29 protein-coding genes are annotated in these 24,932 nt (G+C 52.6%); 22 read left to right on the top strand and 7 right to left on the bottom strand.

Annotated features, from left to right (window positions below; translation table 11 throughout):
- The first annotated feature begins 125 nt into the window (after nucleotides 1-125).
- Both H8B09_RS27575 and H8B09_RS27570 read left to right on the top strand, forming a co-directional pair.
- The gene (locus H8B09_RS27575) at nucleotides 126-425 is read left to right on the top strand and encodes a winged helix-turn-helix transcriptional regulator (protein WP_318152798.1); all 300 of its coding nucleotides are present in this window, start codon (nucleotides 126-128) and stop codon (nucleotides 423-425) included.
- Nucleotides 426-445: 20 nt separating this feature from the next.
- Entirely contained in the window at nucleotides 446-1,324 is an 879-nt protein-coding gene (locus H8B09_RS27570; RefSeq protein ID WP_191206817.1) for a PhzF family phenazine biosynthesis protein, read from the top strand.
- 93 nt (nucleotides 1,325-1,417) lie between these two features.
- Here the strand turns inward: H8B09_RS27570 and H8B09_RS27565 are convergent, their stop codons facing one another.
- Nucleotides 1,418-1,831 (bottom strand): VOC family protein, encoded by a 414-nt coding sequence (locus tag H8B09_RS27565; protein WP_191206816.1) that lies wholly within the window; start codon nucleotides 1,829-1,831, stop codon nucleotides 1,418-1,420.
- A 211-nt stretch (nucleotides 1,832-2,042) separates the two neighbouring features.
- Between H8B09_RS27565 and H8B09_RS27560 the strand changes: the two genes are divergently transcribed.
- Nucleotides 2,043-3,029 carry an aldo/keto reductase gene (locus tag H8B09_RS27560; protein ID WP_191206815.1) on the top strand — a complete coding sequence of 329 codons (987 nt, stop codon included), beginning with the start codon at nucleotides 2,043-2,045 and terminating at the stop codon, nucleotides 3,027-3,029.
- Nucleotides 3,030-3,098: 69 nt separating this feature from the next.
- Nucleotides 3,099-3,479 carry a MerR family transcriptional regulator gene (locus H8B09_RS27555; RefSeq protein WP_191206814.1) on the top strand — a complete coding sequence of 127 codons (381 nt, stop codon included), beginning with the start codon at nucleotides 3,099-3,101 and terminating at the stop codon, nucleotides 3,477-3,479.
- A gap of 65 nt (nucleotides 3,480-3,544) precedes the next feature.
- Here H8B09_RS27555 and H8B09_RS27550 read toward each other — a convergent pair whose 3' ends face one another.
- The gene (locus H8B09_RS27550; RefSeq protein ID WP_191206813.1) at nucleotides 3,545-4,258 is read right to left on the bottom strand and encodes a MerR family DNA-binding transcriptional regulator; all 714 of its coding nucleotides are present in this window, start codon (nucleotides 4,256-4,258) and stop codon (nucleotides 3,545-3,547) included.
- A gap of 159 nt (nucleotides 4,259-4,417) precedes the next feature.
- Between H8B09_RS27550 and H8B09_RS27545 the strand changes: the two genes are divergently transcribed.
- The gene (locus H8B09_RS27545) at nucleotides 4,418-5,311 is read left to right on the top strand and encodes an alpha/beta fold hydrolase (RefSeq protein ID WP_224754074.1); all 894 of its coding nucleotides are present in this window, start codon (nucleotides 4,418-4,420) and stop codon (nucleotides 5,309-5,311) included.
- Nucleotides 5,312-5,463: 152 nt separating this feature from the next.
- Nucleotides 5,464-6,513, top strand: coding sequence for a DUF2332 domain-containing protein (locus H8B09_RS27540; RefSeq protein ID WP_191206812.1), 1,050 nt, complete (start codon nucleotides 5,464-5,466; stop codon nucleotides 6,511-6,513).
- Between the two features lie 25 nt (nucleotides 6,514-6,538).
- Here H8B09_RS27540 and H8B09_RS27535 read toward each other — a convergent pair whose 3' ends face one another.
- A complete protein-coding gene (locus tag H8B09_RS27535; protein WP_191206811.1) occupies nucleotides 6,539-8,128 on the bottom strand; it encodes a sensor histidine kinase in 1,590 nt (529 codons plus the stop codon).
- Nucleotides 8,125-8,811: a response regulator transcription factor gene (locus H8B09_RS27530; protein ID WP_191206810.1), complete on the bottom strand. Its 687-nt coding sequence runs from the start codon at nucleotides 8,809-8,811 to the stop codon at nucleotides 8,125-8,127. The genes H8B09_RS27535 and H8B09_RS27530 overlap by 4 nt, the downstream gene beginning before the upstream one ends.
- A gap of 411 nt (nucleotides 8,812-9,222) precedes the next feature.
- On the opposite strand from H8B09_RS27530, the gene H8B09_RS27525 reads away from it, so the two are divergent.
- From H8B09_RS27525 to H8B09_RS27515, 3 genes are all read left to right on the top strand, one after another.
- A complete protein-coding gene (locus tag H8B09_RS27525) occupies nucleotides 9,223-9,441 on the top strand; it encodes a YwbE family protein (RefSeq protein WP_191206809.1) in 219 nt (72 codons plus the stop codon).
- Between the two features lie 114 nt (nucleotides 9,442-9,555).
- Nucleotides 9,556-10,110, top strand: a complete 555-nt coding sequence (locus H8B09_RS27520; protein WP_191206808.1) for a hypothetical protein — start codon at nucleotides 9,556-9,558, stop codon at nucleotides 10,108-10,110.
- Between the two features lie 87 nt (nucleotides 10,111-10,197).
- Entirely contained in the window at nucleotides 10,198-10,350 is a 153-nt protein-coding gene (locus H8B09_RS27515) for a hypothetical protein (protein ID WP_191206807.1), read from the top strand.
- 24 nt (nucleotides 10,351-10,374) lie between these two features.
- Here the strand turns inward: H8B09_RS27515 and H8B09_RS27510 are convergent, their stop codons facing one another.
- Nucleotides 10,375-11,289 carry a polyadenylate binding domain-containing protein gene (locus H8B09_RS27510; RefSeq protein WP_191206854.1) on the bottom strand — a complete coding sequence of 305 codons (915 nt, stop codon included), beginning with the start codon at nucleotides 11,287-11,289 and terminating at the stop codon, nucleotides 10,375-10,377.
- A gap of 552 nt (nucleotides 11,290-11,841) precedes the next feature.
- Between H8B09_RS27510 and H8B09_RS27505 the strand changes: the two genes are divergently transcribed.
- The 4 genes from H8B09_RS27505 to H8B09_RS27490 all read left to right on the top strand — a co-directional run bounded on the left by H8B09_RS27505 (nucleotide 11,842) and on the right by H8B09_RS27490 (nucleotide 15,866).
- A complete protein-coding gene (locus H8B09_RS27505) occupies nucleotides 11,842-13,083 on the top strand; it encodes an MFS transporter (RefSeq protein ID WP_191206806.1) in 1,242 nt (413 codons plus the stop codon).
- A gap of 137 nt (nucleotides 13,084-13,220) precedes the next feature.
- Nucleotides 13,221-14,351 carry a metallophosphoesterase gene (locus tag H8B09_RS27500; RefSeq protein ID WP_191206805.1) on the top strand — a complete coding sequence of 377 codons (1,131 nt, stop codon included), beginning with the start codon at nucleotides 13,221-13,223 and terminating at the stop codon, nucleotides 14,349-14,351.
- A gap of 66 nt (nucleotides 14,352-14,417) precedes the next feature.
- Nucleotides 14,418-15,050 (top strand): fumarylacetoacetate hydrolase family protein, encoded by a 633-nt coding sequence (locus H8B09_RS27495; protein WP_191206804.1) that lies wholly within the window; start codon nucleotides 14,418-14,420, stop codon nucleotides 15,048-15,050.
- Nucleotides 15,051-15,242: 192 nt separating this feature from the next.
- Nucleotides 15,243-15,866, top strand: coding sequence for an FMN-dependent NADH-azoreductase (locus tag H8B09_RS27490; RefSeq protein ID WP_191206803.1), 624 nt, complete (start codon nucleotides 15,243-15,245; stop codon nucleotides 15,864-15,866).
- A 98-nt stretch (nucleotides 15,867-15,964) separates the two neighbouring features.
- On the opposite strand, the gene catR is transcribed toward H8B09_RS27490, so the two are convergent.
- The gene (gene catR / locus H8B09_RS27485; protein WP_191206802.1) at nucleotides 15,965-16,273 is read right to left on the bottom strand and encodes a catDE operon transcriptional regulator CatR; all 309 of its coding nucleotides are present in this window, start codon (nucleotides 16,271-16,273) and stop codon (nucleotides 15,965-15,967) included.
- Between the two features lie 180 nt (nucleotides 16,274-16,453).
- On the opposite strand from catR, the gene H8B09_RS27480 reads away from it, so the two are divergent.
- The 4 genes from H8B09_RS27480 (at nucleotide 16,454) to H8B09_RS27465 (ending at nucleotide 19,282) form a co-directional block, all read left to right on the top strand.
- Nucleotides 16,454-17,224 (top strand): dioxygenase family protein, encoded by a 771-nt coding sequence (locus H8B09_RS27480; RefSeq protein WP_191206801.1) that lies wholly within the window; start codon nucleotides 16,454-16,456, stop codon nucleotides 17,222-17,224.
- Nucleotides 17,225-17,465: 241 nt separating this feature from the next.
- Nucleotides 17,466-18,233, top strand: a complete 768-nt coding sequence (locus H8B09_RS27475) for a MerR family transcriptional regulator (RefSeq protein WP_191206800.1) — start codon at nucleotides 17,466-17,468, stop codon at nucleotides 18,231-18,233.
- Between the two features lie 217 nt (nucleotides 18,234-18,450).
- Complete coding sequence (locus H8B09_RS27470) at nucleotides 18,451-18,654, top strand: zinc ribbon domain-containing protein (RefSeq protein WP_318152792.1); 204 nt, start codon at nucleotides 18,451-18,453, stop codon at nucleotides 18,652-18,654.
- A gap of 184 nt (nucleotides 18,655-18,838) precedes the next feature.
- Nucleotides 18,839-19,282 (top strand): NUDIX hydrolase, encoded by a 444-nt coding sequence (locus H8B09_RS27465; RefSeq protein ID WP_191206799.1) that lies wholly within the window; start codon nucleotides 18,839-18,841, stop codon nucleotides 19,280-19,282.
- Here the strand turns inward: H8B09_RS27465 and hisG are convergent.
- Nucleotides 19,214-19,906 (bottom strand): ATP phosphoribosyltransferase, encoded by a 693-nt coding sequence (gene hisG / locus H8B09_RS27460; protein ID WP_191206798.1) that lies wholly within the window; start codon nucleotides 19,904-19,906, stop codon nucleotides 19,214-19,216. The two genes, H8B09_RS27465 and hisG, sit on opposite strands and share 69 nt — an antisense overlap.
- Nucleotides 19,907-20,116: 210 nt before the next feature.
- Here hisG and H8B09_RS27455 point away from each other — a divergent pair, with 210 nt between their 5' ends.
- The 5 genes from H8B09_RS27455 to H8B09_RS27435 all read left to right on the top strand — a co-directional run bounded on the left by H8B09_RS27455 (nucleotide 20,117) and on the right by H8B09_RS27435 (nucleotide 24,929).
- Nucleotides 20,117-20,854, top strand: a complete 738-nt coding sequence (locus H8B09_RS27455) for an SDR family NAD(P)-dependent oxidoreductase (protein ID WP_191206797.1) — start codon at nucleotides 20,117-20,119, stop codon at nucleotides 20,852-20,854.
- 46 nt (nucleotides 20,855-20,900) lie between these two features.
- A complete protein-coding gene (locus H8B09_RS27450) occupies nucleotides 20,901-21,608 on the top strand; it encodes a response regulator transcription factor (RefSeq protein ID WP_191206796.1) in 708 nt (235 codons plus the stop codon).
- A gap of 14 nt (nucleotides 21,609-21,622) precedes the next feature.
- Nucleotides 21,623-22,780: a sensor histidine kinase gene (locus H8B09_RS27445; protein ID WP_191206795.1), complete on the top strand. Its 1,158-nt coding sequence runs from the start codon at nucleotides 21,623-21,625 to the stop codon at nucleotides 22,778-22,780.
- 76 nt (nucleotides 22,781-22,856) lie between these two features.
- Nucleotides 22,857-23,792: an ABC transporter ATP-binding protein gene (locus H8B09_RS27440; protein ID WP_191206794.1), complete on the top strand. Its 936-nt coding sequence runs from the start codon at nucleotides 22,857-22,859 to the stop codon at nucleotides 23,790-23,792.
- A gap of 12 nt (nucleotides 23,793-23,804) precedes the next feature.
- On the top strand, nucleotides 23,805-24,929 hold the full coding sequence (locus tag H8B09_RS27435) for an ABC transporter permease (protein ID WP_191206793.1): 1,125 nt from the start codon (nucleotides 23,805-23,807) through the stop codon (nucleotides 24,927-24,929).
- Nucleotides 24,930-24,932 lie beyond the last annotated feature (3 nt).

Raw genomic sequence — 24,932 nt, 5'->3', positions numbered from 1 at the left:
GGCAAATCATTCTGACCTAATCCAGTTATTCTGACCAACTTACCGAACGGTAAGTAGAGGAGGTATTATTAGTGGAACAGCAACCAGCACATGGAGAATCCCCTGATCCGGGCGAAAATGAAGCGATTCCGAACATTTGCGAAGCGCTCACGATTCTGGGGGCGAAATGGAGCTTCATGGTCATTGCTCAGCTAACCGGAGGTCCGCAGCGGTTCAAGCAGCTGCTGCGCAATGTGAAGGTCGTGAAGACGCAGTCGCTGACCGATACGCTGCGTCATCTCGAGGCGACCGGTATGGTGCGACGCGAGGTATTTCCAACGATTCCGGTGACAGTCGAGTATTCACTGACGAGCAAAGGGCATGATTTTCGCCGCGTGATTGATGAGATGGAGCAGTGGGTGGAGAAGTGGAAGCCGAAGGATTAATAATCGAGTGAGGTGAGCTTGTGGCAATCATCAACGTCTATCATTATGATGCATTCAGTACGATTCCGAATCAGGGTAACCCAGCGGGCGTTGTGCTTGACGGCGAACATTTGACCGAAGAACAGATGCTTGCCATAGCGGAGAAAGTAGGGTTCAACGAAACGGCATTTCCGCTGCCTTCCCATATTGCAGACCTAAGAATTCGTTTCTTCACACCCGGGCATGAGATCAATCTATGCGGACATGCGACGATGGCGACGATCTATGCGCTGGCGACACGAGGGATGTTAGGCGATCGAACCGAACTAACGATTGAGACGTTGGCTGGCGTATTGCCGCTTCGGCTGCATAGAGGCGAGAAGAATGTGCTTCGGATTACGATGATGCAGGCTGCGCCGCAGTTTCAACCGTTCAACGGTTCGCTGGCGGAGTTGGCTCAATCGATTGGAATCGAGGAGCAAGATATCGCAGCCGACATGCCTACGGTGTATGGCAGCACGGGAACATGGACGCTCATCGTACCCGTCGCCAGCCTTGCTGCATGCGAGCGGATGAAGCCGGACAACGCGCGGTTTCCGGCGATTTTGCAAGAGATGCCTCGGTCGTCGGTACATCCTTTCTGCCTCGAAACGTATGATTCCGCCGCACATATGCACGCACGTCATTTCTCATCGCCGTTCTCGGGCACAATCGAGGATCCGGTAACGGGGACGGCTTCTGGTGTGATGGGGGCCTACTTCGCACAGCATATCCGATCTGAACCTACGCTGAATCTGGTCGTTGAACAGGGACAGGAGATTGGCAGGGACGGCCGAGTCGAGGTTACAGTAATGAATGGCAGCGAAGTGACGATTACAGGCACAGCGGTGTACGTCGGAGAGTTCGCAGTGGAGATTTAGCAGTTGCAGCTATGTAAAATATAGCAAAGGCGACCGGACGGATCCCCTCTGCGGTCGCCTTTGCCATGAAATTGCTTGTCCACCCCATTACCTCTATTGCTCGACTTCGTCCTCATCCTCAGACGGCCAACCACCCCAGAGGCTTACCGCATTGCCGTCCGGATCGATAATTGTGAAGCTGTGACCGCCGCCTCGGATGAAACGCATATCGCTCGCCTCAATCCCCTGATCGCGAAGCGACTGATGGACATCGTGGATATTGTCCACTTGGAATTGAACAAGCGGCCGCCAAGCACCGTGAATATCTTGGTAATCCAATTGCGGAACGTTGGCAGTCTGAACAAGCCCGAAGCCTACATTTCCTAGATTCAGCCATGCGGCATCGTCGCCAGGTGTGTAGGGGAAGGTGAGGGAAACGCCCAGCATGTTCTGATACCAAGCTAAGGATCGTTCGAGATCTTTGACTGGCCATTGGACAACAGCCAATCCTTTGGTTTGTGTGGGCATGAGCAAACACTCCTTCTTTTCAAATGGTTTCGCTATAATAACGGAAGATCAGGGGCAAAAGAAACGGACAACTATAAAATAAATGAGTGCCCGGACAACCTTTTTGCACAGGTGAGTCGATTGGACCTTGACTTGGAGTGAACTCCAGAGGGTAGAATGCTCTTGTTAGGATAATAACAGATACCAGTTACAGGGAGCGAGGAGTAATCGAATGGAGTATGTAAAGCTTGGCAACACAGGTATGGATGTATCCCGCATTTGTTTAGGCATGATGAGCTTCGGCGTTGCCGAGCGCTGGACGCACCCTTGGGTGCTGAACGAAGAAGACAGCCGGCCGATTATTCGCAGAGCGCTGGAGCTTGGCATTAACTTCTTTGATACCGCGAACGTCTACGGTGGCGGAACTAGCGAGGAAATCACGGGACGAGCGCTCAAGGATTTCGCGAATCGGGATGAGGTCGTCATTGCAACGAAGGTGTTCTTCCGGACGAGTGAAGGCCCTAACGGCGCAGGATTATCCCGCAAAGCGATTATGAATGAAATTGATAACAGCCTCAAGCGACTGGGGACGGATTACGTGGATCTGTACCAAATCCATCGCTGGGACTATAATACGCCGATCGAAGAAACGATGGAGGCGCTGCACGATGTAGTGAAGGCGGGCAAAGCGAGATACATTGGCGCTTCCGCGATGTATGCATGGCAGTTCCAGAAGGCGCTGCATGTTGCAGAGAAGAACGGCTGGACGAAGTTCGTAGCGATGCAGAATCATATGAATCTCATCTACCGCGAAGAGGAGCGGGAGATGATGCCGCTGTGCAGATCGGAGAAGATCGGCGTTATACCGTACAGCCCTCTGGCTTCCGGCCGTTTGGCGCGCGATTGGTCGGAGACGACCCATCGGTTCGAGACGGATCAGGCACAGCATTCCAAATACGATGCGATGATGGAGGCGGACCGTCCGATCGTAGAACGGCTTGCGACGATTGCCGAGCAGCGTAACATTCCTCGTGCGCAGATCGCACTTGCTTGGCTGCTGCAGAAACAGCCGGTCACAGCACCAATCATCGGCGTTTCCCGAATGTCGCATCTCGACGATGCGATAGCATCATTATCCGTTAAGCTGACGGCGGAAGAAATCGCATCGCTGGAGGAGCTATACGTTCCGCATCCGGTTGTCGGCGCGTTGTCCGAATAAGCAGCAAGAACGCCCTAACGTTCGAGATAGGGCGTTCTTCATTTTTCCCGAAGGCAGGTGAACCACTTTATGTTAATTGCAGAAGTAAGCGAACGCTATGACTTGTCCCAAGATACGCTGCGTTATTACGAGCGCATTGGACTTATTCCACATGTTAATCGCAATAAGAGCGGCATTCGGGACTACAATGAAGAGGATTGCCGCTGGGTCGAATTTATCAAATGCATGCGTGGCGTTGGTCTGCCGATCGAGTCCTTAATCGAGTATGTACGTTTATTCCAACAGGGTGACGACACGGTGGAGGCGAGACAACAGATTCTGCAAGAGCAGCGGCAGTCGCTGGCGGCTCGAATGGAAGTGATCAAGGCGGTGCTGGATCGGTTGGATGACAAAATCGCTCGCTACGACCAGACGATCGGCAAGCGGGAGCGAGCATTGAACAGATCATAACAGGAGTGAATGCGGCAGCCAAACAGCAGAGGTGGGGTGGGGCGCATGCACGAGTGCCATCACTATCACCCTGCTGTCGTCCTGCGCATCTCTACATACTTCATCAGCTCCGCGATAGCCGCGAACTGATAATGAAGCTGACCATTCAGCTTCTGCAAGGCAAGCTGGACGGATTGCTCCACCTGCTCATAGTGCTGGGTGTCCAGCTCTTGCAGCAATTGTTTCATGTTGTCTATGTAATACACCGTCTTGCGCAGGCTGCTGATCAGAACAATTTTGCGCAGCTCCGTCAGTGTGAAGACGCGGTACCCGTTCTCCTCATTCCGTCTCGACGCAATAAGCCCCTCTTGCTCCCAATGCCGAATGGCGGATGCATTGACCCGTGCAATTCGCGCTGCCTCACCGATCGTCATCGTATCTTCTGCATGAATGCCTTCGAACGATGTCCAGTTCGTATCACGAAGCATGCGCAACATCTCTTCGACGCGCTGCTTCTCCGATTGAAGCTTGTACTGTTGTTGATTGAGCAGCCATAGCGCATCCGACAGCCCCTCATTGTTTACTAGTCGCATGACCTCATAAGCCACCGGAATTTCATAACCCCGCAGCAAGGCGCGAATCGTTACGAATGCCTGCAAGTGCAAGGGTGTGTAACATCTGCGATTGCTGACTGTCCTCGGCACATCCGGAATCAATCCTTGCTCCTCGTACCGCCTAAGCGTCGTCGTACTGACAAGCAGTTGCTCGGCAATCTGTAACGGCGTATATTTGTCATTCATCATGTTAACTCCTATACCTTCAAGTCAAACCTTCAAGTGCTGCATCAACATTGTCAACCATCTCGTCAACGAAATCAAGCTTCTCCACCTGCCGAACCGAAAGATTGCATGAATGTTATACGATGGAGCTATAACCATAACCGCTAAGGAGTGAGCGCATTGCATCCATCGATCCAACGAATCCGGCTATCGAATCATTCGGAGATTGAGGTCGGCTTGGCCGGTGATACGGCTTGTCCTATCATCATGCTTCCTGTAGCGAAACGATCGGTCTACGGAGAGGAGGCGGAGACGCTGAAGCTGTGGGGTGTCGATCCTGAACTGGGCAAGCACTTGGTGGACGGACTCGCGGACGCGTTTCAAGTTCTCTATTTTGATTACGAGGGGCATCTCTTTCAGCATCCTGCGAAACAGCTTACGGCCGATCATATCGCAAACGACTTCCTTCATATTGCTGACCAAATGAATATTAGCCGCTTCAGCTATTACGGTTACTCGTGGCTGGCGCTTGCCGGATTGCAGCTCGCCATTCGTACCGATCGGCTCGACAGCTTGATCATGGGCGGCTTTCCACCTTACGGCGGGCCGTATGAGGAGATGCTCGCCGTGACACGTCATACCCATCGGCAAGCGATGGCGAACCTGGCTGATCAAGCAGAGGCTGCTCCGCAATCCACAAGCACGATGGCACCGGAAGAGATCGATTGGAACAACATCAAGGTGACGATTAACCCGTTGGTGACGCAGCAGTTTGTGACGTTGTACGAGAGTCTTGCGGGCTTCGATGACCGCAGCATTCAGTCGCAGTTGAACATGCCGCGTTTAGCTTTTGCAGGGGAGAAGGATACGATTGTGTACGGGGAAGCGTTCGGGCACGAGACGGTAGATATCGCAGGTCAACTACTGAAGAATGCGGCGCAGCTCCGTCAGCATGGCTGGGACATTGAACGACTTGAAGGGAGCCATATGGACCATACGCAGGCGATGCAGCCGACTACGGTTCTGCCGCTCATTAAGCCATGGCTCATGAAGCAATTAGGCATAGGAGACTAACCGAGGCACAGCTGTGTACTAGAAAGCGATAGCAGGCTGTACCGACCATCCTGCCAGCGATCGATAAACGAACGTTATCGAACTAATAAAAACGTTAAGTTTTAATTATTATTCGATTCGTATTATGCTGGAAGCAACAGATGGGAATCGAGGTGAGCCGTTTGGAGGTATTAGCGAAGCAATTCCGGCTATTCGCCGCGAGAGAATGCCGTGGCTCAAGCGAGTTATATGGCTATCTTGCATTAGGCATAGCCGGAAATCCGGCGCTATTGCAATTGGCAGCGCATGCAAGACCTGATCAGCCCGTACCGAATATGCTGCTGGGAGCGGTGCATTACTTGCTATTAAGCGGAATTGAACATCCGCTGGCGGCTTATTATCCGAATATCGCTGTCGAGCAAACATTAGAACCGTCATATGCGATTTATGAATTTGCAACCTTCTGTGAGCAGTATGAGCAGGAGATCATTGAAATATTAAACAGCAGGTTAGTGCAAACGAACGAAGTAAGACGCTGCGCTTATTTGTATCCGAGCTTTTGCACTATTTACGCTATGGCGCGCAAACCGCTGGCCTTGATCGAGATCGGCACAAGCGCTGGTTTGCAGCTATTGTGGGATCATTATGGATATAGCTACGGCGATCGACAGATGTATGGAAATAAGCAGTCCGATTTTGTCATTCCATCCGAAATTCGCGGTGAATATATTCCGTTTCTGTCGGAGCATAGTCCGCCAGTCTCCGATCGTATAGGCCTGGATTTGCACGTGAACAACCTGACCAATCCCGATGATTACCTCTGGTTAAGAGCGCTTATCTGGCCGGAGCATACGGATCGACTTGACCGATTCGATCAAGCAGCAGCGCATATCAAACGGCATCCGCCAATACTAATCGAGGGTAACGGCATCGCATTGCTCCCCGACTTAGCGTCTAGGATAAGCGAGGAGTCCGCACTTTGCGTGTTCCATACCCATGTTGCGAACCAGCTCAGTCCGCAGGACAAGGCTGCGCTCGAAGCTTATATTCAGAAGCTGGGCGGCGAGCGAGACGTGTTCCATCTGTACAACAATATGTCGGACACGTACCTGCATCTGGATTGCTATATCGGCGGGAAGGAGCATCTATCGACGATCGCGCAGACGGACGGGCACGGTCGATGGTTCCGCTGGCTGCAGCCAACCATAGAAGAAAGGGACTGACGCGAAGTCAGTCCCTTTCTTCTTCTTATTTGCCGCTGTCCAGCAGCGGGAGCGTGAATGTGAACGTCGAGCCGACGCCGAGCTCGCTCTCAACGGATATCGTGCCTTCGTGCGCTTCGACCAGCGACTGCGAGATGGCGAGGCCAAGACCTGCGCCGCCTTGCTTGCGCGTACGGGAAGTGTCGCTGCGATAGAAGCGGTCGAACACATGCGCCACATGTTCCTCAGCGATGCCTACGCCATTGTCACGAATGGAGCAAGCCACTTGCCCGTTTTTCGTATGGACCGATACTTCGATAACGCCGTTGGACGCGTCCGTATGCTGCACTGCATTGTGGAATAAGTTAAGCACGACCTGCTTGATTTTGTCCGCGTCGCATTTCACGAGTATGTTCTTATCCAGATGGAAGCGAACCTCGCGATCGCCAGCCAGCATGTGCAGATGCGGCTCCATCTCCTCCATGAGTCGGTCGAACCGTACCTCAGACAGATGAAGTTGCGGTGCGCGGTCGAGCTTGGCGAGCGTCAACAAATCTTCAACAAGCTTCTTAATGCGCGTTGATTCGCCATGCATGCTGTTCAGCGCGGGATACAGCTGTTCGCGGCGATCCGCTGCTCCGCGCAGCAGCACCTCGATGAAGCCGTGAATCGAGGTGAGCGGCGTCCGCAGCTCGTGCGATGCGTCAGCGATGAAACGCCTCATCTGCTCCTTGGCTTCTCGCTCGGCCTCGAATGAGAGCGCGAGCCGCTCCAGCATGCCGTTGAACGACTCCGCAAGCCGGTCGATCTCAAGCTGGCCCTGCACAGCGGGGAAACGCTCGTTCAAGCTGCCTGCATCGATCCGTGCCACGGTCTCGACCATCCGATTGAGCGGCCGCAGCGTTCGTCGCAGGATGGGCAGGAACAATAGAATGCCGCCGATCAGTGCGAGTAGAGACAGTCCTGCGAAGATCGATACCTGACGGATCAGCACGTCCTTGAGCGGAGCCGTCTTTTGCCCCAATTGAAGAATCGCATTGGATCCCGGGCTCGTATTCGTGAATACAAGCAGTTGTTCGGTGCCATCCGCGGATGTCGCAACACGGTATTGGACCTCGCGCTGGTGACCCATTTGCTCGCGTACCTCATCATATTGCGCATCGGTCAAGCGGGGAGAAGCGATGCCACGGCTTGCAGTTACGTCTGTATAGGCACCGTCAATGTCGATGATCGCCATCGATTTATCAAGCATGAAGAACACCGGATTGTCAGGTCGACTGCCATTGTTGCCATCATAGCTAGGAACGGTGCCCGGCATCTGCGTCCCATCGCCGGAAGTATTACCATGCGTGGTGTTGTCCTCATGATTCCAATCGCTTTCTTTATGCGTCTTGCCGGGCAGATCACCCATCGACCAGCCGCCTCCGAACAGATCGCGCGGCATGTTGCGGAGCTCCGACATCATCGCTTCGGCTTGATTGCGATACAAGAAATCGCGCATAAACGTATACTGCAAGCCGCCGATCAGAATGAGCAGAGCAGCTATTATGAATAACGACCGGGCAAGCAGCTGCGACCGGAGCGACTTCGTCGTTAAGCGTTGTTTCAGCTTATGAAGCCCTCCACGCGCGCTCATGACAGATCAACCCGGTAGCCTGCGCCGCGCAGCGTACGGATTAACTGATGCTCTTTGTCGCCGAGTTTGTCACGCAGCGAGCGGACGTAAACTTCGACGATATTTTCCTCGCCGCCAAAATCATAACCCCATACCTTATCCAGAATCGTCGCTTTGCTTAATACGATACCGTGGTTGGTCACCATATATTTCAACAGCTCGTATTCGGTAGGGGACAGCTCCAGCACTTGGCCGTTGTATACGATCTCCTTGCGGCGGTCGTCGATCTTGAACGGTCCGATGGCGACTTCGCCGAACAACATCGGGAACTGATTGCGAAGCCTCGCTCGAATGCGGGCGAGCAACTCGTCGAAGCTGAATGGCTTCACCAGGTAATCGTCCGCTCCAATCGTCAGCCCCTTCACCCGATCGTCGACCTCATCCTTCGCGGTCAACATGATGACGGCGATCTCGCTGCCCCCTTTTTTCAACATGCGGCATACTTCGAATCCATCCATACCCGGCATCATGACGTCGAGAATGACGATATGGGGATTGAACTGCTGGGCGAGCGTAATCGCAGTCATGCCATCCGGCGCTGTGCGAATGTCGAAGCCTTCGTTCACAAGGCCAAGCTCAAGAAATTGCAGAATATGCGGTTCATCATCGACCAGCAGAATGCGAATGCCGGGAATCGGTTTCATAGATGGTTCCTCCTTGGTGTGCAGTTGCAGGTTCGTACGTATATGAGAAGGCTTGCGCTATCTTAGGACTTGTGTAAGTGATCTTAATCTTTATTATCGGACTTCTAGCTGAACTTTGGCTGAGTGCGTACTGAGTGGGCGCTTAATCGTTCTTATGTATGGAATTGCAGCGTCTTACGGTCATTATAATATCTCAATAATTGTATAAGCCAATTGGCATGTTATACAATTTAATTAACGACATTAGAAAGAGCAGTTCTGGCGAAAGCTCGTCTGTACGATTAACGACGATTATGGCGGCAGCGGGTTTCGGCCAAACCATGCTTGTTGTGGAATGGATTGATATCCATTCTACCTGATATTCTTATGCAGTCCATATATACTCAAAGCGTGAAAGGATTGAATATACAAATGAGCACCAATGGAACCATTCGAGCAAACATCAAGCCAGGCATGCAGGTCGATATCGTCTTGAAGCAGGATCAGCGCACAGGCCGAACGACACGAGGCATCGTCAAAGACCTGTTAACGAATTCACCTCAACACCCTCACGGCATCAAAGTTAGACTGGCTGACGGCCAAGTCGGACGAGTGAAACAGATCGTACAGTCTCCTGATGGGAGTCTATAGTTGAGGCAGGGTATGTGCCCTTCCCGTCGATTACAGCTTTCCATACAATGAAGGGCATCCATCCTTGCAGCCTTTTATTGTATGGGACATTGATCAATCGCGAGGAGGAATACGATGGTTGTTGCCGCTACACGAAATAAAGCGCAGGTTCATCTATCTCCGCCGCAATTGGAGTATTTTAACCTTATCAAGCATTCAGTCGGCAATGATCCGTTAGTTACGGTAGAACCGTTGGAGCAGCTGCCAAGCGGCGATTTTCTTATCGCACTGCGTGTGCGGGGGCTGCGCAAGGCACGAGCATTAGCAACGCTCCTCGTGGCAAGCGTGGCGGTAGGCGCGGTTCGTTTGCATGTGAAGGTGCGGACGACAGGGGGCACGCTGGTAAAACCAATTCGTCGTACTTTCACGCCTGCTCAAATCGTGGGGCTATATCAAACAGCGCTTCGTACGAATAAGCTGTTTCTTTCTGTAAAGGTGGTTAGGTTTTTCGGGAAAGCAGCGATCTACCCTGTATTCCGTGCGCGCATCATCCAATTCTTTAATGACGACTTATCCGACTTCTATCGCAACTACAACAACGTCGCCGCCTTCGTCTTCCGAGACGTTCTACGTCGCACAATTAGCCGCACATCCATACGCTGCTCGACCGCTCAACTTAAAAGCAAGTAACGCGCTCCATCTTGCGCAACTCCGTGGTTTACATTATTTTACATGAAAGTGTATAGTGAAGTAGTGTAGACGAGAGGGGCTGTTTCAATGTCGTTGCCTGAGCAGACAGACAATAAAATCAGGATGGAACGCAGAAAGCGCAATTGGCTGGAGTGGGAGTTCTGGACTGAGTTTCTGGGCGAGATGGCGGGCATCGTCATCCGAATAGCGGGTAAAGCAGTAAAGGGACTGTTCGACTAAGAACGGTCCCTTAATTTATTTCGTTTAGCAGAATGCGAAGAGGATTTGGAAGTTTGGCACGAGGCAAGGCGTCAATGGATGGCACCAGCCAATGACGAAGCCGAATAGGTTCGCGACTGGGAACATCAGAAGGACGTTGTTGCGCGTAAAGATCAGCGACCAGCGGTTGAAGCAAAAGCCTGGGAGAAGACGTACATCATCCTCAGCGTCGCGCGGGCCCATTGCTCCCGTTTGCGCGAATTGCACCCCTTGTTGCAAGGTTTGCGGACGCTGTGTGATAAATGACTGCAGCATTTGCGGATTGCGGCGCAGCGTGTTGAACAGGAACAGCATGTCGGCTGGCGGCTGACCTACTGGTCTTGGATATTGGGCGAGCACATTAGGGAGATTCGCTTGCGACAGTTGTGCGGGCACGGCGCCTTGGCCTGGCACGGCAAACGGCGACACGCCGCCTGTACCTGGAGCAGGGAACGGCAAAGGATCCATGCCGCCTTGGCCCGGCATCGGCGCAGGCATCATGGAGCCGCCTTGGCCCGGCATCGGCGTAGGCATCATGGAGCCGCCTTGGCCCGGCATAGGCATAGGCATCATGGAGCCGCCTTGGCCCGGCATAGGCGTAGGCATCATGGAGCCGCCTTGGCCCGGCATCGGCCAAGGCATCGTGCCGCCGCCTTGACCCGGCATCGGCGTAGGCATCATGGAGCCGCCTTGGCCCGGCATCGGCGTAGGCATCATGGAGCCGCCTTGGCCCGGCATCGGCATAGGCATCATGCCGCCGCCTTGGCCTGGCATCGGCGTAGGCATCATCATGCTGCCTTGGCCCTGCATCGGCGTAGGCATCATCATGCCGCCTTGGCCCGGCATCGGCCAAGGCATTTGAAACGAGCGAGGATCATAGTAGACCGTTTGAACTTTCGGTTGGCTGCAAGAGCATGGCATTAGGGGAACACCCTTTCCCAATTGATTGGCGCTATCATCGTATGCGGCAAACGCCTAAAGGTGCGAGCGCCGTCGATGGGTCATGAAAGTATGGAGTAAGCCCCTGTCCTTCTTACAGAAACACATCGTATGGGATCCTGATAACATCACTATCTTTAATTCCACGATAGAAGGCGAAGCCATATCTGATCTATCGGAATTGCACCGGCCGTGTCAACAAGAGCGGAATCGGCGATCATGCTCGAATAGCACATTTTTTTATATTCGATTCACCCGCCGCCAGCCTGTTTCCAGACCAGACTCCCTCGCATGAGGGCGCTGGTTTTTTTGTTTTTATATGACTTTATTAACAATTCGGACGGGAATGCGCTTCTCAGGCCATCTTACCCCGTATCGGGCGATATTGGTTCATTAAGGACGTGTAAAGCTGCATCCTCGGCGGAATGCGGCGGTATGCTTTGGCGGATGGCTTTTGAACGATGGGAGTGTGAGGCGTATAGTTACGGTAAAGCATTGGTTCGGTATCCAAATTAATGATGGGAAGTGAGGGAAATGGCATCCTGGCAGCGTCAAATGTGGATTCTGTGGGCAGGCGTTCTGCTCTGCAGCTCCAGCTATACGATGGTTATTCCGCTGCTTCCGCTGTTCCTTCCAGAGCTCGGTGTCTCGGATAGCTCGTTGTACTGGTGGGCTGGCGTCGTTCAATCGTCTGCTTTTCTAGTCGGGGCGGTCATGGCTCCTCTATGGGGGGCATTGGCAGATAAGTATGGTAAGCGCAAAATGATCATCCGGGCCGGCCTCAGCCTTGCGGTCGTCTACGCAATGATTTCACTTGTCCACAATCCGTGGGAGCTAGTCGGTATCCGTCTGCTGCATGGCCTCGTCGGCGGATTTGTTCCTGCCTCGATGGCGATTGTCGCATCTATCGCACCAGAGGAGCGTATGGGCTGGAGCCTCGGCATGATGCAGGCTGCTTCGATGAGCGGCGGCATTATGGGTCCGCTCATCGGCGGATTGCTGTCGCACGCATTTGGCCAGCGGCTGTCGTTCGTCGTCGCAGGCAGCTTTATTCTGCTCGCCACGCTCGCTGTCGTTTTCTTCGTCCACGAAGGCAAAGCGCCTCCGAAAGTGGCAATATCGCCGACTCAGCCCAAAACAACGGCTCGCAGCGATTATTGGTCGGTGCTGCACAACCGCCAGCTGTTGAACTTGCTTCTTCTGCTTCTGTTGTTCCAACTGTCGTACAACATGGTGCAGCCGCTTCTTACGCTCCATATCGCAGACCTGCAAGGCGGCGTGAAGGATGTGGCAGCGACAGCAGGCTTCGTTCTATCGCTGATCGGTATCGCGGGAATTCTGGCATCGCCGCAATGGGGTAAGATAGGCGAGCAGCGCGGGTATATGCGAGTGCTGATCTTCTGCTTGATCGCATCGGGCTGCGTGATCAGCTTGCAATATTTTGTTCATACGTTGTGGTTATTCACCGTTGTACAATTCGTGTTCGGGCTATTCCTTGCAGGCATCGTGCCGGTAGTGAATACGCTCGTCGTCCGAAGCACCGACCTGACGTTCCGCGGCCGTTCCTTCGGGCTGACAACGAGCGCCAACCAGACAGGCTCTTTGCTTGGTCCGCTCATCGGCGGCGGCCTTGGCAAATTCGTCGGCATCGAGTGGCTGTTCGTGATGACAGGCACACTGCTCGTAGCTGCAGGCACCACCGTCGCTCTTCGCAGCTTCACCGAGCGCGCCGCCGCGTCATCCGTGCAGTCGAACTCCAAACGAACTGCGCAATAGCGCATCAGTCGAACCTCCATTCCTGCACAAACGCAGGAGCGGGGGTTTTTAAATCCCGATTTTGATCCTCAAGTAGACTGTGGTACATTTCTATTAGATAGATTTGAAAATCTGGATAATTAATAGGAGAGATTGCATTGATCATTCGTCTCGTTATTATGCTAGGTTTGTTCGTGTTCCTTAACGTCTATGTCGGCTGGCATGGAGAATTGGCGCTGGAACATGCTGGAGCGGACATACCGCCCGCCCTTTATTGGGTGCTGTATGCTGTGATCGCACTCGGTTATTTGTGGGGCAGACTCGCCAAGTCGCTTGGTGCAATAGGTCGACTATGGAAAGTCATAGGCGCAGTCTATCTAGCAATCTTCGAATTTACTGTTCTATTGCTTCCGTTCGCTGATCTTGCTGGCTGGATCATGGTTCAATCGGGAATGTCGAGAGATAATACCATTCAAGTGTTATCGATTGTTGTAGTAGGCATCCTGCTTATCCTGATGCTGCGCGGTTCATATAATGCGTGGACACCAATCGTTCGTACGCACCAGCTGTCCGTGGACAAAGCTGCGCCAAGCGGCAACCACCGTACGCTTCGTGTAGCGGCAGCCTCGGATCTTCACCTTGGCAATACGGTCGGCAATCGTCATCTGCGTAAGCTCGTGAAACAGATGAACGCGATGAACCCGGATGTCATCCTGCTAGCCGGCGATGTGCTGGACGATGTGATCGAGCCGTTCCTGCGCAATCAGATGGCGGATACGCTGAAGCAGTTGAGGGCAAAGCACGGCATCTATGCGGTGCTCGGCAATCATGAATATTATGGCGGGCATATTGAACAATATGTACAGGTCATGCAAGAGATCGGCATTAAGGTGCTGCGCGATGAGACGGTAACGGTGGACGGATTGTTCCATGTGGCAGGCCGTAAGGATAAGACGGCGGAAGCAAGAGAGGGCAGACTGTCGATGAAGGAGCTCGTATCGAAGCTTGACCCGTCACTCCCGCTGCTGGCGATGGACCATCAACCGTACGGTTTCGCACAGTCTGCGGAAGCGGGCGTCGATCTGCTCGTATGCGGCCACACGCATCGCGGCCAAATGTTCCCGAACCACTTCATTACCCGCCGATTGTTCGAACTTGATTGGGGTTATATGCGCAAAGGACTCATGCACGTCATCGTATCATCTGGCTTCGGCACTTGGGGACCGCCGATTCGGCTCGCCAGCCGCTCGGAGCTGATCGATATTAAGCTGCAGTTCAATGGACGCTAATACGCCTTGTCATAAAATACGGAGCTTGCAAGCTCCATCAATCTATATCTGAAGGAGTCGATAACGATGGGAAGCGAATTCGGATCTATCCGTAATGTATACTGTGTCGGCCGCAACTATGCGCTGCATGCGAAGGAGCTCGGCAACGATGTGCCGGAGGAGCCGATGATTTTCTCGAAGCCGACGCATGCCTTGCACCCTGTCGAAGGGGAGCTTAAACTTCCATCTGGAGTTGGCTCTATCCATTATGAGACGGAGCTTGTTGTCCATATTGGCCGCACGTATGAGCCTGGTGTTCCAGTTGAGCAGTTGGTGGATGGGCTGGCGATCGGAATCGACTGGACGGCACGCGATGTGCAAAATGTACTGAAAGAAAAGCGCCATCCGTGGCTGCTGGCCAAAGGGTTCAAGAACGCAGCCGTGCTGTCGCCATTTCGTGCATTTCCCGGCCTCGAGGCGTTCGAGGCACTGCAGTTCAGTCTGCTGCACAATGGACAGACGGCGCAAGAGGGAAGCCCGCGGGACATGATTTTCCCGCTGGAGAAGCTGGTGGCGTACATCGGCGAGCATTTCGGACTTGCCGAAGGCGATGTTATCTACACCGGTACGCCCGCTGGCGTCGGTCCAGTGAAGGATGGCGACGAACTCGTGCTTATGCTAGATGGGGAGCGGTTCGGACCGCTGCACATTAGAATGTAACGTACTGCGCAACGAGAAGCATCTACGACTTTAGTCGTAGATGCTTTCTTTATTTTCAACGTCTAAAGCAGTAGATGGTCTTGCGACCATTCACCGACGCATGCGAGTGCAATCCTCTGTACAATGAGCACATAGCAATAAAACAAAGCAACTTACAAAAATAGAGCAACACAATTTGGAGGAGGAACCATCATGACAAACGTACTTTTCGTTAAAGCAAATGACCGTCCAGCTGACCAAGCGGTTAGCGTACAGCTGTACAATGCCTATGTAGATAGCTACAAGAAAGCACATCCAGACCATCAAATCACGGAACTGGATCTGTACAAAGAGGAGCTTCCATACCTCAACAACACGATGATTACGGGTCTTTTCAAAACAGCACGCGGCATCGAAGCAACGGCTGAGGAAGCGCAAGCTGCAGCTATCGCTGGCCGTTACCTGGATCAGTTCATCGCAGCTGACCTCGTCGTATTGGCATTCCCGCTCTGGAACATGACGGTGCCAGCACCGTTGCACACGTACATTGACTACCTGAGCCAAGCAGGCAAATCGTTCAAATATACGCCAGAAGGTCCTGTTGGTCTGTTGGGCGGCAAAAAAGTCGTTCTGCTTAACGCACGCGGCGGCATTTATTCCGAAGGTCCAGCGGCTGCAGCAGAAATGTCTTACAACCTCGTTGCGAACCAACTGCGCTTCTTCGGGATTACGGACATCGAATCCGTTATCGTTGAAGGCCACAACCAGCTCCCTGATCAAGCAGCATCGATCATCGGTGGCGGCCTCGAGAAAGCTGCAGCGCTTGCAGCAGTATAATAAGATAACCGGTTAACGAAAAGAGCCCTGCACGGAAGACGATAAAGTCTTCTGTACAGGGCTTTTGTAGTTGGTTGGGGGTTATTAGGCTGCTTGCATTACAGCCAGTTGGATGACCAAGTGCCAATCTCAGCCAGAATAGGCGCCAGCGCGCGTCCTTTGTCCGTCAATGAGTATTCAATACGAACGGGCATTTCAGGGTATACTTCTCTTCGTACGATTCCTTCCTGCTCCAGCTCTTTCAGCCGCTCTGACAACAGTCTGCCGCTAATGTTCGGGAGGGACGCTTCCAAGGCGCAAAATCTGCTCGGTCCGTGGAGCAGCTGGAATACGATGAGCGAAACCCAGCGTTTGCTCAGTATACCGACTGCTTTCTCGAAACGTGGACATATCGCCGTCTCGTTCATCTAATCACCTCAATGAAATTATTATATCGCAAGTGCACTAAAAAAAATATAGTTAGTAGTTGGGCTAAACCATGTAACAAACGATTGACTTACGCCTGCTTATTCGGTACACTTACTTACATAAAGTAATTAAGTTACTTATTATATATAACCACAACAAACGTTAAGGGGGCTTCTCTTATGATGCCAGCTTTGTTCATTGGTCACGGATCGCCGATGATGGCGATTGAAGATAACGAGTGCGGTGTATTCCTATCCCAATATGGTTCGACAATCGGACGTCCGAAAGCGATTGTACTGTTCACCGCGCACTGGGAGACAGAGGTGCTGACGATCTCTGCAGTTGAAGGACGTTACTCCACTATCCATGACTTTGGCGGTTTTCCACAGCCGCTGTTCGATATGCGATATCCTGCGCCAGGTTCAGTCGAATTAGCAGAAGAAGTCGGCAACCGTTTGGGTGAGCGAGGCATTCCTGTTCAATATGATACGAAACGCGGACTTGACCATGGAACATGGGTTGTCCTATCGCGCTTGTACCCGGACGCTGACATTCCGGTTGTACAAATTTCCGTTCAGCCCTTCCAGACGAATGAATATCAATTCCATGTAGGCGAGGCGCTGCGAGGTCTCGGCGCAGAAGATATTCTTGTGATCGGCAGCGGCGCGACGGTGCATAACTTCCAACAGATGCGCTGGGGCGGCGGAGATCCCGAGCAGTGGGCGATCGATTTTGACGACTGGCTGGTGGATCGCATGACCGAGCGCGATCTTGAATCCTTGTTCCGCTACGAGGAGCTTGCGCCGAATGCACGGAAGGCCGTGCCGCGTCCGGAGCATTTTGTCCCCTTGTACATTGCCTATGGCAGCGGTGATCCGGAGAACAAACCTGAAGTCATCCACCGCAGTTATGAAATGGGAACGCTAAGCTACATCTGCATGAAATTTTAAGCTGAATAGGCTATAAGTAACGGGGCTTTGCCATAGGCAAGCCTCGTTGTGCTGTGTAGGTCTTAACGCACATGTGGATAAATAAGGAACGGGAATGCGCATAACAATGCGGTTATCCATAGGTTTATCCACATTATTCACATTTTGTGCTGGGGATAAATTCTGTATAACCTGGTCCTAAAAAAGGCGTTGACTCTCACGTTACGTGATCCTTTACGATACAAGTAAGAGGTGATGCGACATGTATTATAAAGTAAAAGAAGTAGCTAAGTTGGCGGGGGTCAGTGTGCGCACGCTGCATCATTACGACGAGATCGGACTGCTGAATCCTTCGGAGATTGGGGATAACGGCTACAGGCTGTATAGTGAGCAGGATCTGGAGCGGCTGCAGCAGGTGCTTTTCTTCCGGGAGATGGAACTGCCGCTGCAAGAGGTCCGTCTTATCCTGGACGATCCCGCGTATGACCGCCAGCGAATGCTGCGTATCCACAAGGAACTGCTGCTCAAGAAGAAGCATCGCCTCGAACAAATTATCCAGTCGGTGGATCGGACGATCCAATCGATTGAAGGAGGATATTCGATGAGCAAGAAGGATATGTTCGAGCCGTTCGATATGAAGGAAATCGAGGAGCATCAAGAGAAATACGGCAAGGAAGCAGAAGAACGTTGGGGCAGTACGGACGCTTATAAGGAATCGGCGCGCCGCACGGCCAAGTATACGGAAGAAGATTGGCGCCGCATCAAGGAATTCAACGATGAGGTTTATCGAGTGTTAGTGGAGCGGATGCCGTTTGGGCCAGCAGACGAGGAAGTGCAGCGTACCATTGCCGCTCATCGGCAGCATATTACCGACAACTTTTATAACTGCTCGACCGAGATGTATCGCGGCTTGGGCGAAATGTATGTGAATGATCCACGGTTTACGGCGAATATCGATAAATATCAGGAGGGACTCGCAGCGTTCATGCGTGATGCGATGATTCTGCATTGCGATCGGGCAGAGGCGTAGAACGTATAATTTTAGTTGCATGCAGGTAGTCAGAGGCTTATCCACGTTAGGGCAAGCAAGTAAGCGCTTCAAGTTACACACATAACGCACAGCTTATCCACAATATCCACACAATCACATGTGGATGGAATCTGAATAAAAATACCTAGTTCCAACTGCAACCTATTTCGGGCTGATTCGTCATTAATGGTAAATCAGTACGAGAGGGGCTGGCGTTGTGGAAGGCTTGGATTGCTTGCGCTGCAGCGGAGACATGCAGTTTCTGAAGGAGTACCGATTCGAATCGCGGGACAATAACCGTGGCCTGCTTGGTGCATTCTTCGATGTTGAGGAGCATTTGTCCTTTAACGTATATGTCTGTCCGAACTGTGGACATAGCGAATTTTTCCACACGGGAATTCATAAACGGCTGGGCGATTGATTCGGAAACAGAAGCGAATTGAGGATAAGTGTTGAAGGTGATAAGCGCGTCTGCTGAAGCAGGCGCGCTTGTGCTATCCAAGAACCCGTTTATTTGGCAATGTACCGCCTCTATAATAGAACTGTTACCATTACTGATTTCCTAGCAATTTTCTTTCTAATCCGATCGTTGTGGAGGGTGCGGTATGATTCGTAGAGCAGTCGGCGGCATTATTCTGAATGTGGATAACGTTCTGTTAGTTCATAAGGTGAAAGGCGCGCAGGGGAAAATATCAGGCAAATGGGATTTCCCCAAGGGCGGCATGGAACAAGGTGACATAGATGTGGAGCAGGCGCTGTTCCGAGAACTGAAGGAAGAAACCGGCTCAAGCCAATTTGTCATACGCCGCCGATTCGAACAGAAGATATGCTTTGTTTTCGATGCAATCGTGCGCGAGAAGCTGGGTCTAGAACGGCAGGAGACAACGATGTTTCTGGTTGAATATACAGGTGACGGTACGGATCTAGCTCCGCAGGATGATGAGATCGATGAAGTGCGCTGGTTCCATGTGGATGAGATCTCAGAGCTCCTTTTCCCCGAGGCTTGGGCGTTCTTCGAGCAAAATGTGCGCAATCGTACGTTCTTCTAATGCAGCCATAGAGGAAATGGTGGAACTTAACCGATCACATAGCAGCTTAATCTCATCGCCTCGCAGCATATAGCTTGCACAATTGGCGATCAGGCGGCTGGATACGCGGTGAATGGTGTCCAGCAGAGTAAGCCCAGCATCTTCCCAAACATAAATTGAATCATCAAGGTCCACGATGCAATCCACGAAACCTGATGAGATCGCAAGCTCGAGGGACCCGTTCAACGGGATGATCTCGGCCTGTTGCCCCTTATTCTTATAATAAGCTGCAGTGATGCTAGAATAGGGGGTGGCCACTTGTGGGTTCACCTTCGCATGCCCCGGCTTACCTATGACCGCTATTGTCCCTTCCGTAATCGCAAGGTCCAGCAGCTCATAGACATCCCGCGGATTCTCAAGAAGCATTTCTTTGCCCACAATGCCTACATCAGCTGCACCATAGGCTACGATGGTCGGGATGTCGATTGCCTTCGCAAGGATAAAGGTCAGGTTCGTGCAGGGGATAGGAATGATATACTTACGCGAGTTATCCAGACCTTCGGGCAGTGGATATCCGGCTTGCTTGAACAGGTGCGAGACGTCGTTATTACCTTTGGGTACTGCGATGCGAAGCTGTGATTGCATGATCGATCGACTTCCTTTCAGCAGTCACTTCATTATGCTAACACTTTAATGCGATAATATAATAAAGTATACAGTCCGGAATAAGCCAATGCAATGTTGAAATTCCAGTTGGCTTAGAATGAATCCAGTAATTCCTACGAGCGAGTCTAGACAAAAGGTTACTAGAATCTTACAATAGACGCACTTATGTACATAAAGGAGTGGATGAACATGGAATTGAAGAACAAGGTAGCTATTGTGACAGGCGGAGGCACGGGTATCGGCAAGGCGACGAGCTTGGCGCTGGCAAAACGCGGAGCGATTGTGGCGGTCAACTATTCTCGCTCGCAGACGGATGCAGAGGAGACGGTGCAGCAGATCATTGCGGAGGGCGGCCAAGCGATAGCGATCCAAGCAGACGTTTCCAAGGATCAGGAAGTGCGCGGCATGGTACATGCAGTTGCTGAACAATTAGGAACGATCGACTTGCTTGTGAACAATGCCAGCATCACTCGCCATATCCCGATGAATGATCTGGAGGCTGTCACCGATGACATCTGGGACGAACTGATCGACGTGAACGTGAAAGGGATGTTCTACAGTGCTAGGGCCGTATCTTCTTATATGAAAAATAACGGCGGCGCCATCGTCAACGTTGGCAGCATCGCCGGTACGACCGGGTTAGGTTCATCGCTCCCTTATGCCGTGTCCAAGTCAGCCGTTCACGGCTTGACGAAGTCGCTCGCTAGAGCGCTCGCGCCTAACATCCGGGTCAACTGCATCGCACCGGGAGCGGTAGCAACTCGGTGGTGGGCAGGACGGGAAGAGCAGATGAACAGGTTGGCCCCAAGGCTGCTGCTGCAGAGCATCTCCACGCCAGAGGATATTGCCTCCATGATCTGCTCGACGCTCGAACAAGAAGCATTGACCGGTCAGATTATTACGGTGGATAGCGGACAGACGCTCTAATTCTGCTGTGATATTGGCTCTCGACAGACAGGAGGGATGCGATCCCATGAAAATCAAGGTGCTTATCGCCGACGATAATTCATTCATCCGGGAAGGAATGAAAATTATTTTGTCCAGCTTCGAAGAATTCGAAGTTGTCGCCACCGTCGGCGACGGAGCGGAGGCGCTGGATTATTGCTGCAGCAACGCGGGCCAAGTCGACGTTGCGCTGCTGGATGTCCGCATGCCGAATATGAACGGCGTCGAGGCGACACGGTTGATCGTGGAGCGGACGAAGGTCAAGCCGCTTATCCTGACCACCTTCGACGATGACGAATTTATTTTGGAAGCCGTCAAATCAGGCGCGCGCGGCTACCTACTCAAGAACAATGATCCCGAACAGATTCGTGACGCCATCAAAAGCGTCTACAACGACCACCATGTGCTGCAGGATGTTGTGCTGGACAAGATCAAATTGAATTTGTCGACCGCGCTTCAGCCGTCTTCCTCTGCCCCGCCGGCCGGGCCTGTTCCGGTCGTACAAGAAACAGGCGGTTCCAAGTTTGACCGCAGCTTGTTCACAGAACGCGAGCTCGACGTCATGGAACAGATCGCCCAGGGACTTTCGAACAAGGAAATTTCGAAGAAGCTGTTCATCTCCGAAGGTACGACCGCCAATTATATTACGTCTATCCTGAACAAAACCGGTCTTGAACACCGCACGCAAATCGCCATCTACGTGCTGACGGGCGAGGCGAAGCCGACAAGCGATTAGGAGTTAGCATCTCTATGGAACTTTGGACGATCGGGAATAAAGCCGGACTGCTGCTCTACGTCATACTCGCCTCCTATTTCAGCGCTGAAGCAACCGACAATCGGCTGCTGCTCGCCTATCTGATCTACCTGTGCCTGAACATTGCGATTCCGATTTTTCGCGACAACTTGCTGCGTCGCCTGCTGGCCACCCTTTCGGCAGCCTTTATCATCTACTGCGCGCTGTGGCTCAATCCGCTGTTCATACTGCTGCTGCCCGTCAACCTTTACGAATGGACTGACTACGGCCGGCTGCACAGAGGAATCGCGTTTCTGCTGATGCTCGTACCGCTGTTTCTCGCCCCTTGGTCCGTCATCCCCTCGTATGCGCTGGCCGTTTCTTTAAGCTACTTGTTTTATGCGGCGAACCGTTCCCATACCGCTTCGCTGCAGCGATTGGACGACGAGCGTGAGAGCTTGCGGCTCAACCAACAGCGACTGCAGCGGACGATCAGCGAGAACGACGAATTTATGCGCCAATCCGCCTACACGATTAAGCTTGAGGAGCGAAATCGGCTCTCCCAGCAAATTCACGACGAGATCGGCCATTCGATGGCCGGCGCGCTTATTCAGATGGAAGCTTCCCGCCGCCTGCTGGACGCTAACAAGGAGAAGGCGGCGGAGTTGCTCGGCAATGCGATCTCCATTTCCAAAGAAGGACTGGAGCGCATTCGGCTTACACTCAAAGATATGAAGCCCCGCTCCGAGGAGCTTGGCATCAACCGGCTGCGTCTGTTCGTGGACGAGTTGGCTTCCCGGCAAGGCATGACCGCGACCTTGACCCATGAAGGGGATATGGACCGGATCACGTCGATACAGTGGAAGGTCATCCAGCAGAACGCGACTGAAGCGGCCACGAATTCGTTCAAATACAGCGAAGCCACGGCCATCCGCATTCATGTTCAGGTGCTTAACCGGTTCATCAAGGCGGTTGTGTCGGACAACGGCAAAGGCGCAGAGAAGATCGTCAAGGGACTCGGCATTATCGGTATGGAGGAGCGGACTGCGGCGCTTAACGGTACGGTCATCGTCGATGGCACGCAAGGGTTCTCGGTCACGACCCTGATGCCGCTTGGAGCTGAGGGTGAGAATGTTCACCCGACAGAAAGTGAATATTCTCATGGTGAAGGATGAACTTATGTACTGACATAGGTTCATCCCTTTTTCTTATAATGGGACCATAACCGAGAACGAAGAGGGAGTGAGCCTAATGAACGTATTGGAAATCCGCAATCTAACTAAAAAGTTTGGCGATTTTATCGCTGTTGACAACATTAATCTGTCCGTCGCGGAAGGGGAGATTTTCGGCTTCCTAGGTGCCAACGGAGCCGGCAAGAGCACGACGATCAATATGATCGCCTCGCTGCTGCGGGCCACCCGGGGCGAAATCGAGCTGCTCGGCCGAAACATCGCTAAGCACAACAAATTCGCCAAGATGAACATTGGCATTGTGCCTCAGGATCTGGCCATCTACGAGGATATGACTGCTTACGAGAACGTCAGTTTCTTCGCCGGACTATACGGCCTAAGAGGCAGTCTGCTGCATGAAAGAACCGAAGAAGCGCTGCAATTCGTCGGTCTGGGCGACAAACACAGGAGCTTTCCGAGAAATTTCTCCGGCGGCATGAAGCGTCGCCTCAACATCGCCTGCGCCATCGCCCATCGGCCGAAGTTGATCATAATGGATGAACCGACCGTAGGCATCGACCCGCAGTCCCGCAATTATATTTTGAACTCGGTTCGCAAGCTGAACGATATGGGCTGCACGATCATCTATACCAGCCACTATATGGAGGAAGTCGAAGAAATCTGTACCCGCATCGCGATTGTCGATCATGGCAAAATTATCGCTGACGGTACGAAGGAACAGCTCAAATCAACGATTACGGACACGAAGGACATCTGGATCGGTGTCAAAAGCGCCGAGTCGCTCAAGGTCGACTCGCTGCGAAACGTGCAGGGCGTAACGGCGGTTCGGATGGATGAGCAGATACTGAAAATTAATTCCAAAACCGAAGTGAACAATTTGAACGACATTATTCAGAAGCTGATTCGCGACCGAGTGGAAATTCGCTCGGTTGAAGAGCAGGAACCGAGTCTGGAGACCGTGTTCCTGACGCTGACCGGACGGAACTTGCGGGATTAGGAGGGGTAACCGATGCAAATCTGGCATATCGCATGGAGGGAAATCAAAGTCAATTTGCGAGATATGAGAACTTTCGTTTTAATGCTCGCATTCCCGATTGTATTGATGCTTATCCTTGGAATGGCGCTGACGAATGCCTTTACAAGCGGTCTTTCGCTCGGCGACATGAATCTGCTCTACCGCGACACGGCGGATAATCCGCAGCTTGAGGCCAGCTGGGACCAATTCACCGCGGCGATCGCCAAGGAAGGTGTCACGCTGACGCCGGCGCCCGTCGATACCGATGGCAAAGCTGAAGTGAGCGCCGACCATTATACGGCTTACGCCGAAATCAGCAACAACGGCATCGCCTTCTTCGGCGGCGTCATGCATACGCTGGAGAGCAATGTGCTGCAAGGTATGCTGGCCACCTTCGCGGACCGCTACAATTTGGCGGCGGCGGCCATGATCGATTCGCCTGAAAAGGCTGAAGCCATTCTAACCGACACCTATGCCGGCGGCGACTTTGTGGCGGAAACGGCACTCGGTTCGGAGAAGAAACCCGGATCCATCGATTATTACGCGATGGCGATGACGACCATGGTCGCCTTTTACTCCTGCATGTCGGGAAGCTTCCTGATCCGCGGCGAGAGACTTCGCAATACGGCCATCCGGCTGTCGGCCGCGCCCGTCTCCAAGGGGACGATTTTCGCGGGTAAGGTGATCGGCTGCACGGCCATTAACTTCCTCTGCGTCGCTGCTGTCTTCCTGTTCAGCAAGTTCGTGTTCAAAGCCGATTGGGGCGATCATTATGCCGCCGTCCTACTTGTGCTGTTGACTGAAGTGCTGCTCGCCGTCAGCATTGGGTTGGGCTGCAGCTACCTGTTCATGGAAGACGGCGGGCGGTTGGTCGTTCTCATCTTCACGCAAATCGCCTCCTTCCTCGGCGGAGCTTACTTTCCGGTCGACGACGCCACGAACTTCATGAAGATCGCGAGGGACATTTCGCCGATGCGTTGGGCGAACCAGGCCTTGACGCAAATCATTTACGGTCATGACTGGCTGGCGGCGATGCCGGCAATCGGTCTGAACACGGCGGTAGCAGCAGCTTTTCTCGCAATTACAGCCATTCTAATGCGCAGACGGGAGGCGCTCTAATCT

It is taken from the genome of Paenibacillus terricola (assembly GCF_014779765.1).
Taxonomy (GTDB): domain Bacteria; phylum Bacillota; class Bacilli; order Paenibacillales; family Paenibacillaceae; genus Paenibacillus_T; species Paenibacillus_T terricola.
This window is presented reverse-complemented; position numbering and strand designations above follow the sequence as displayed.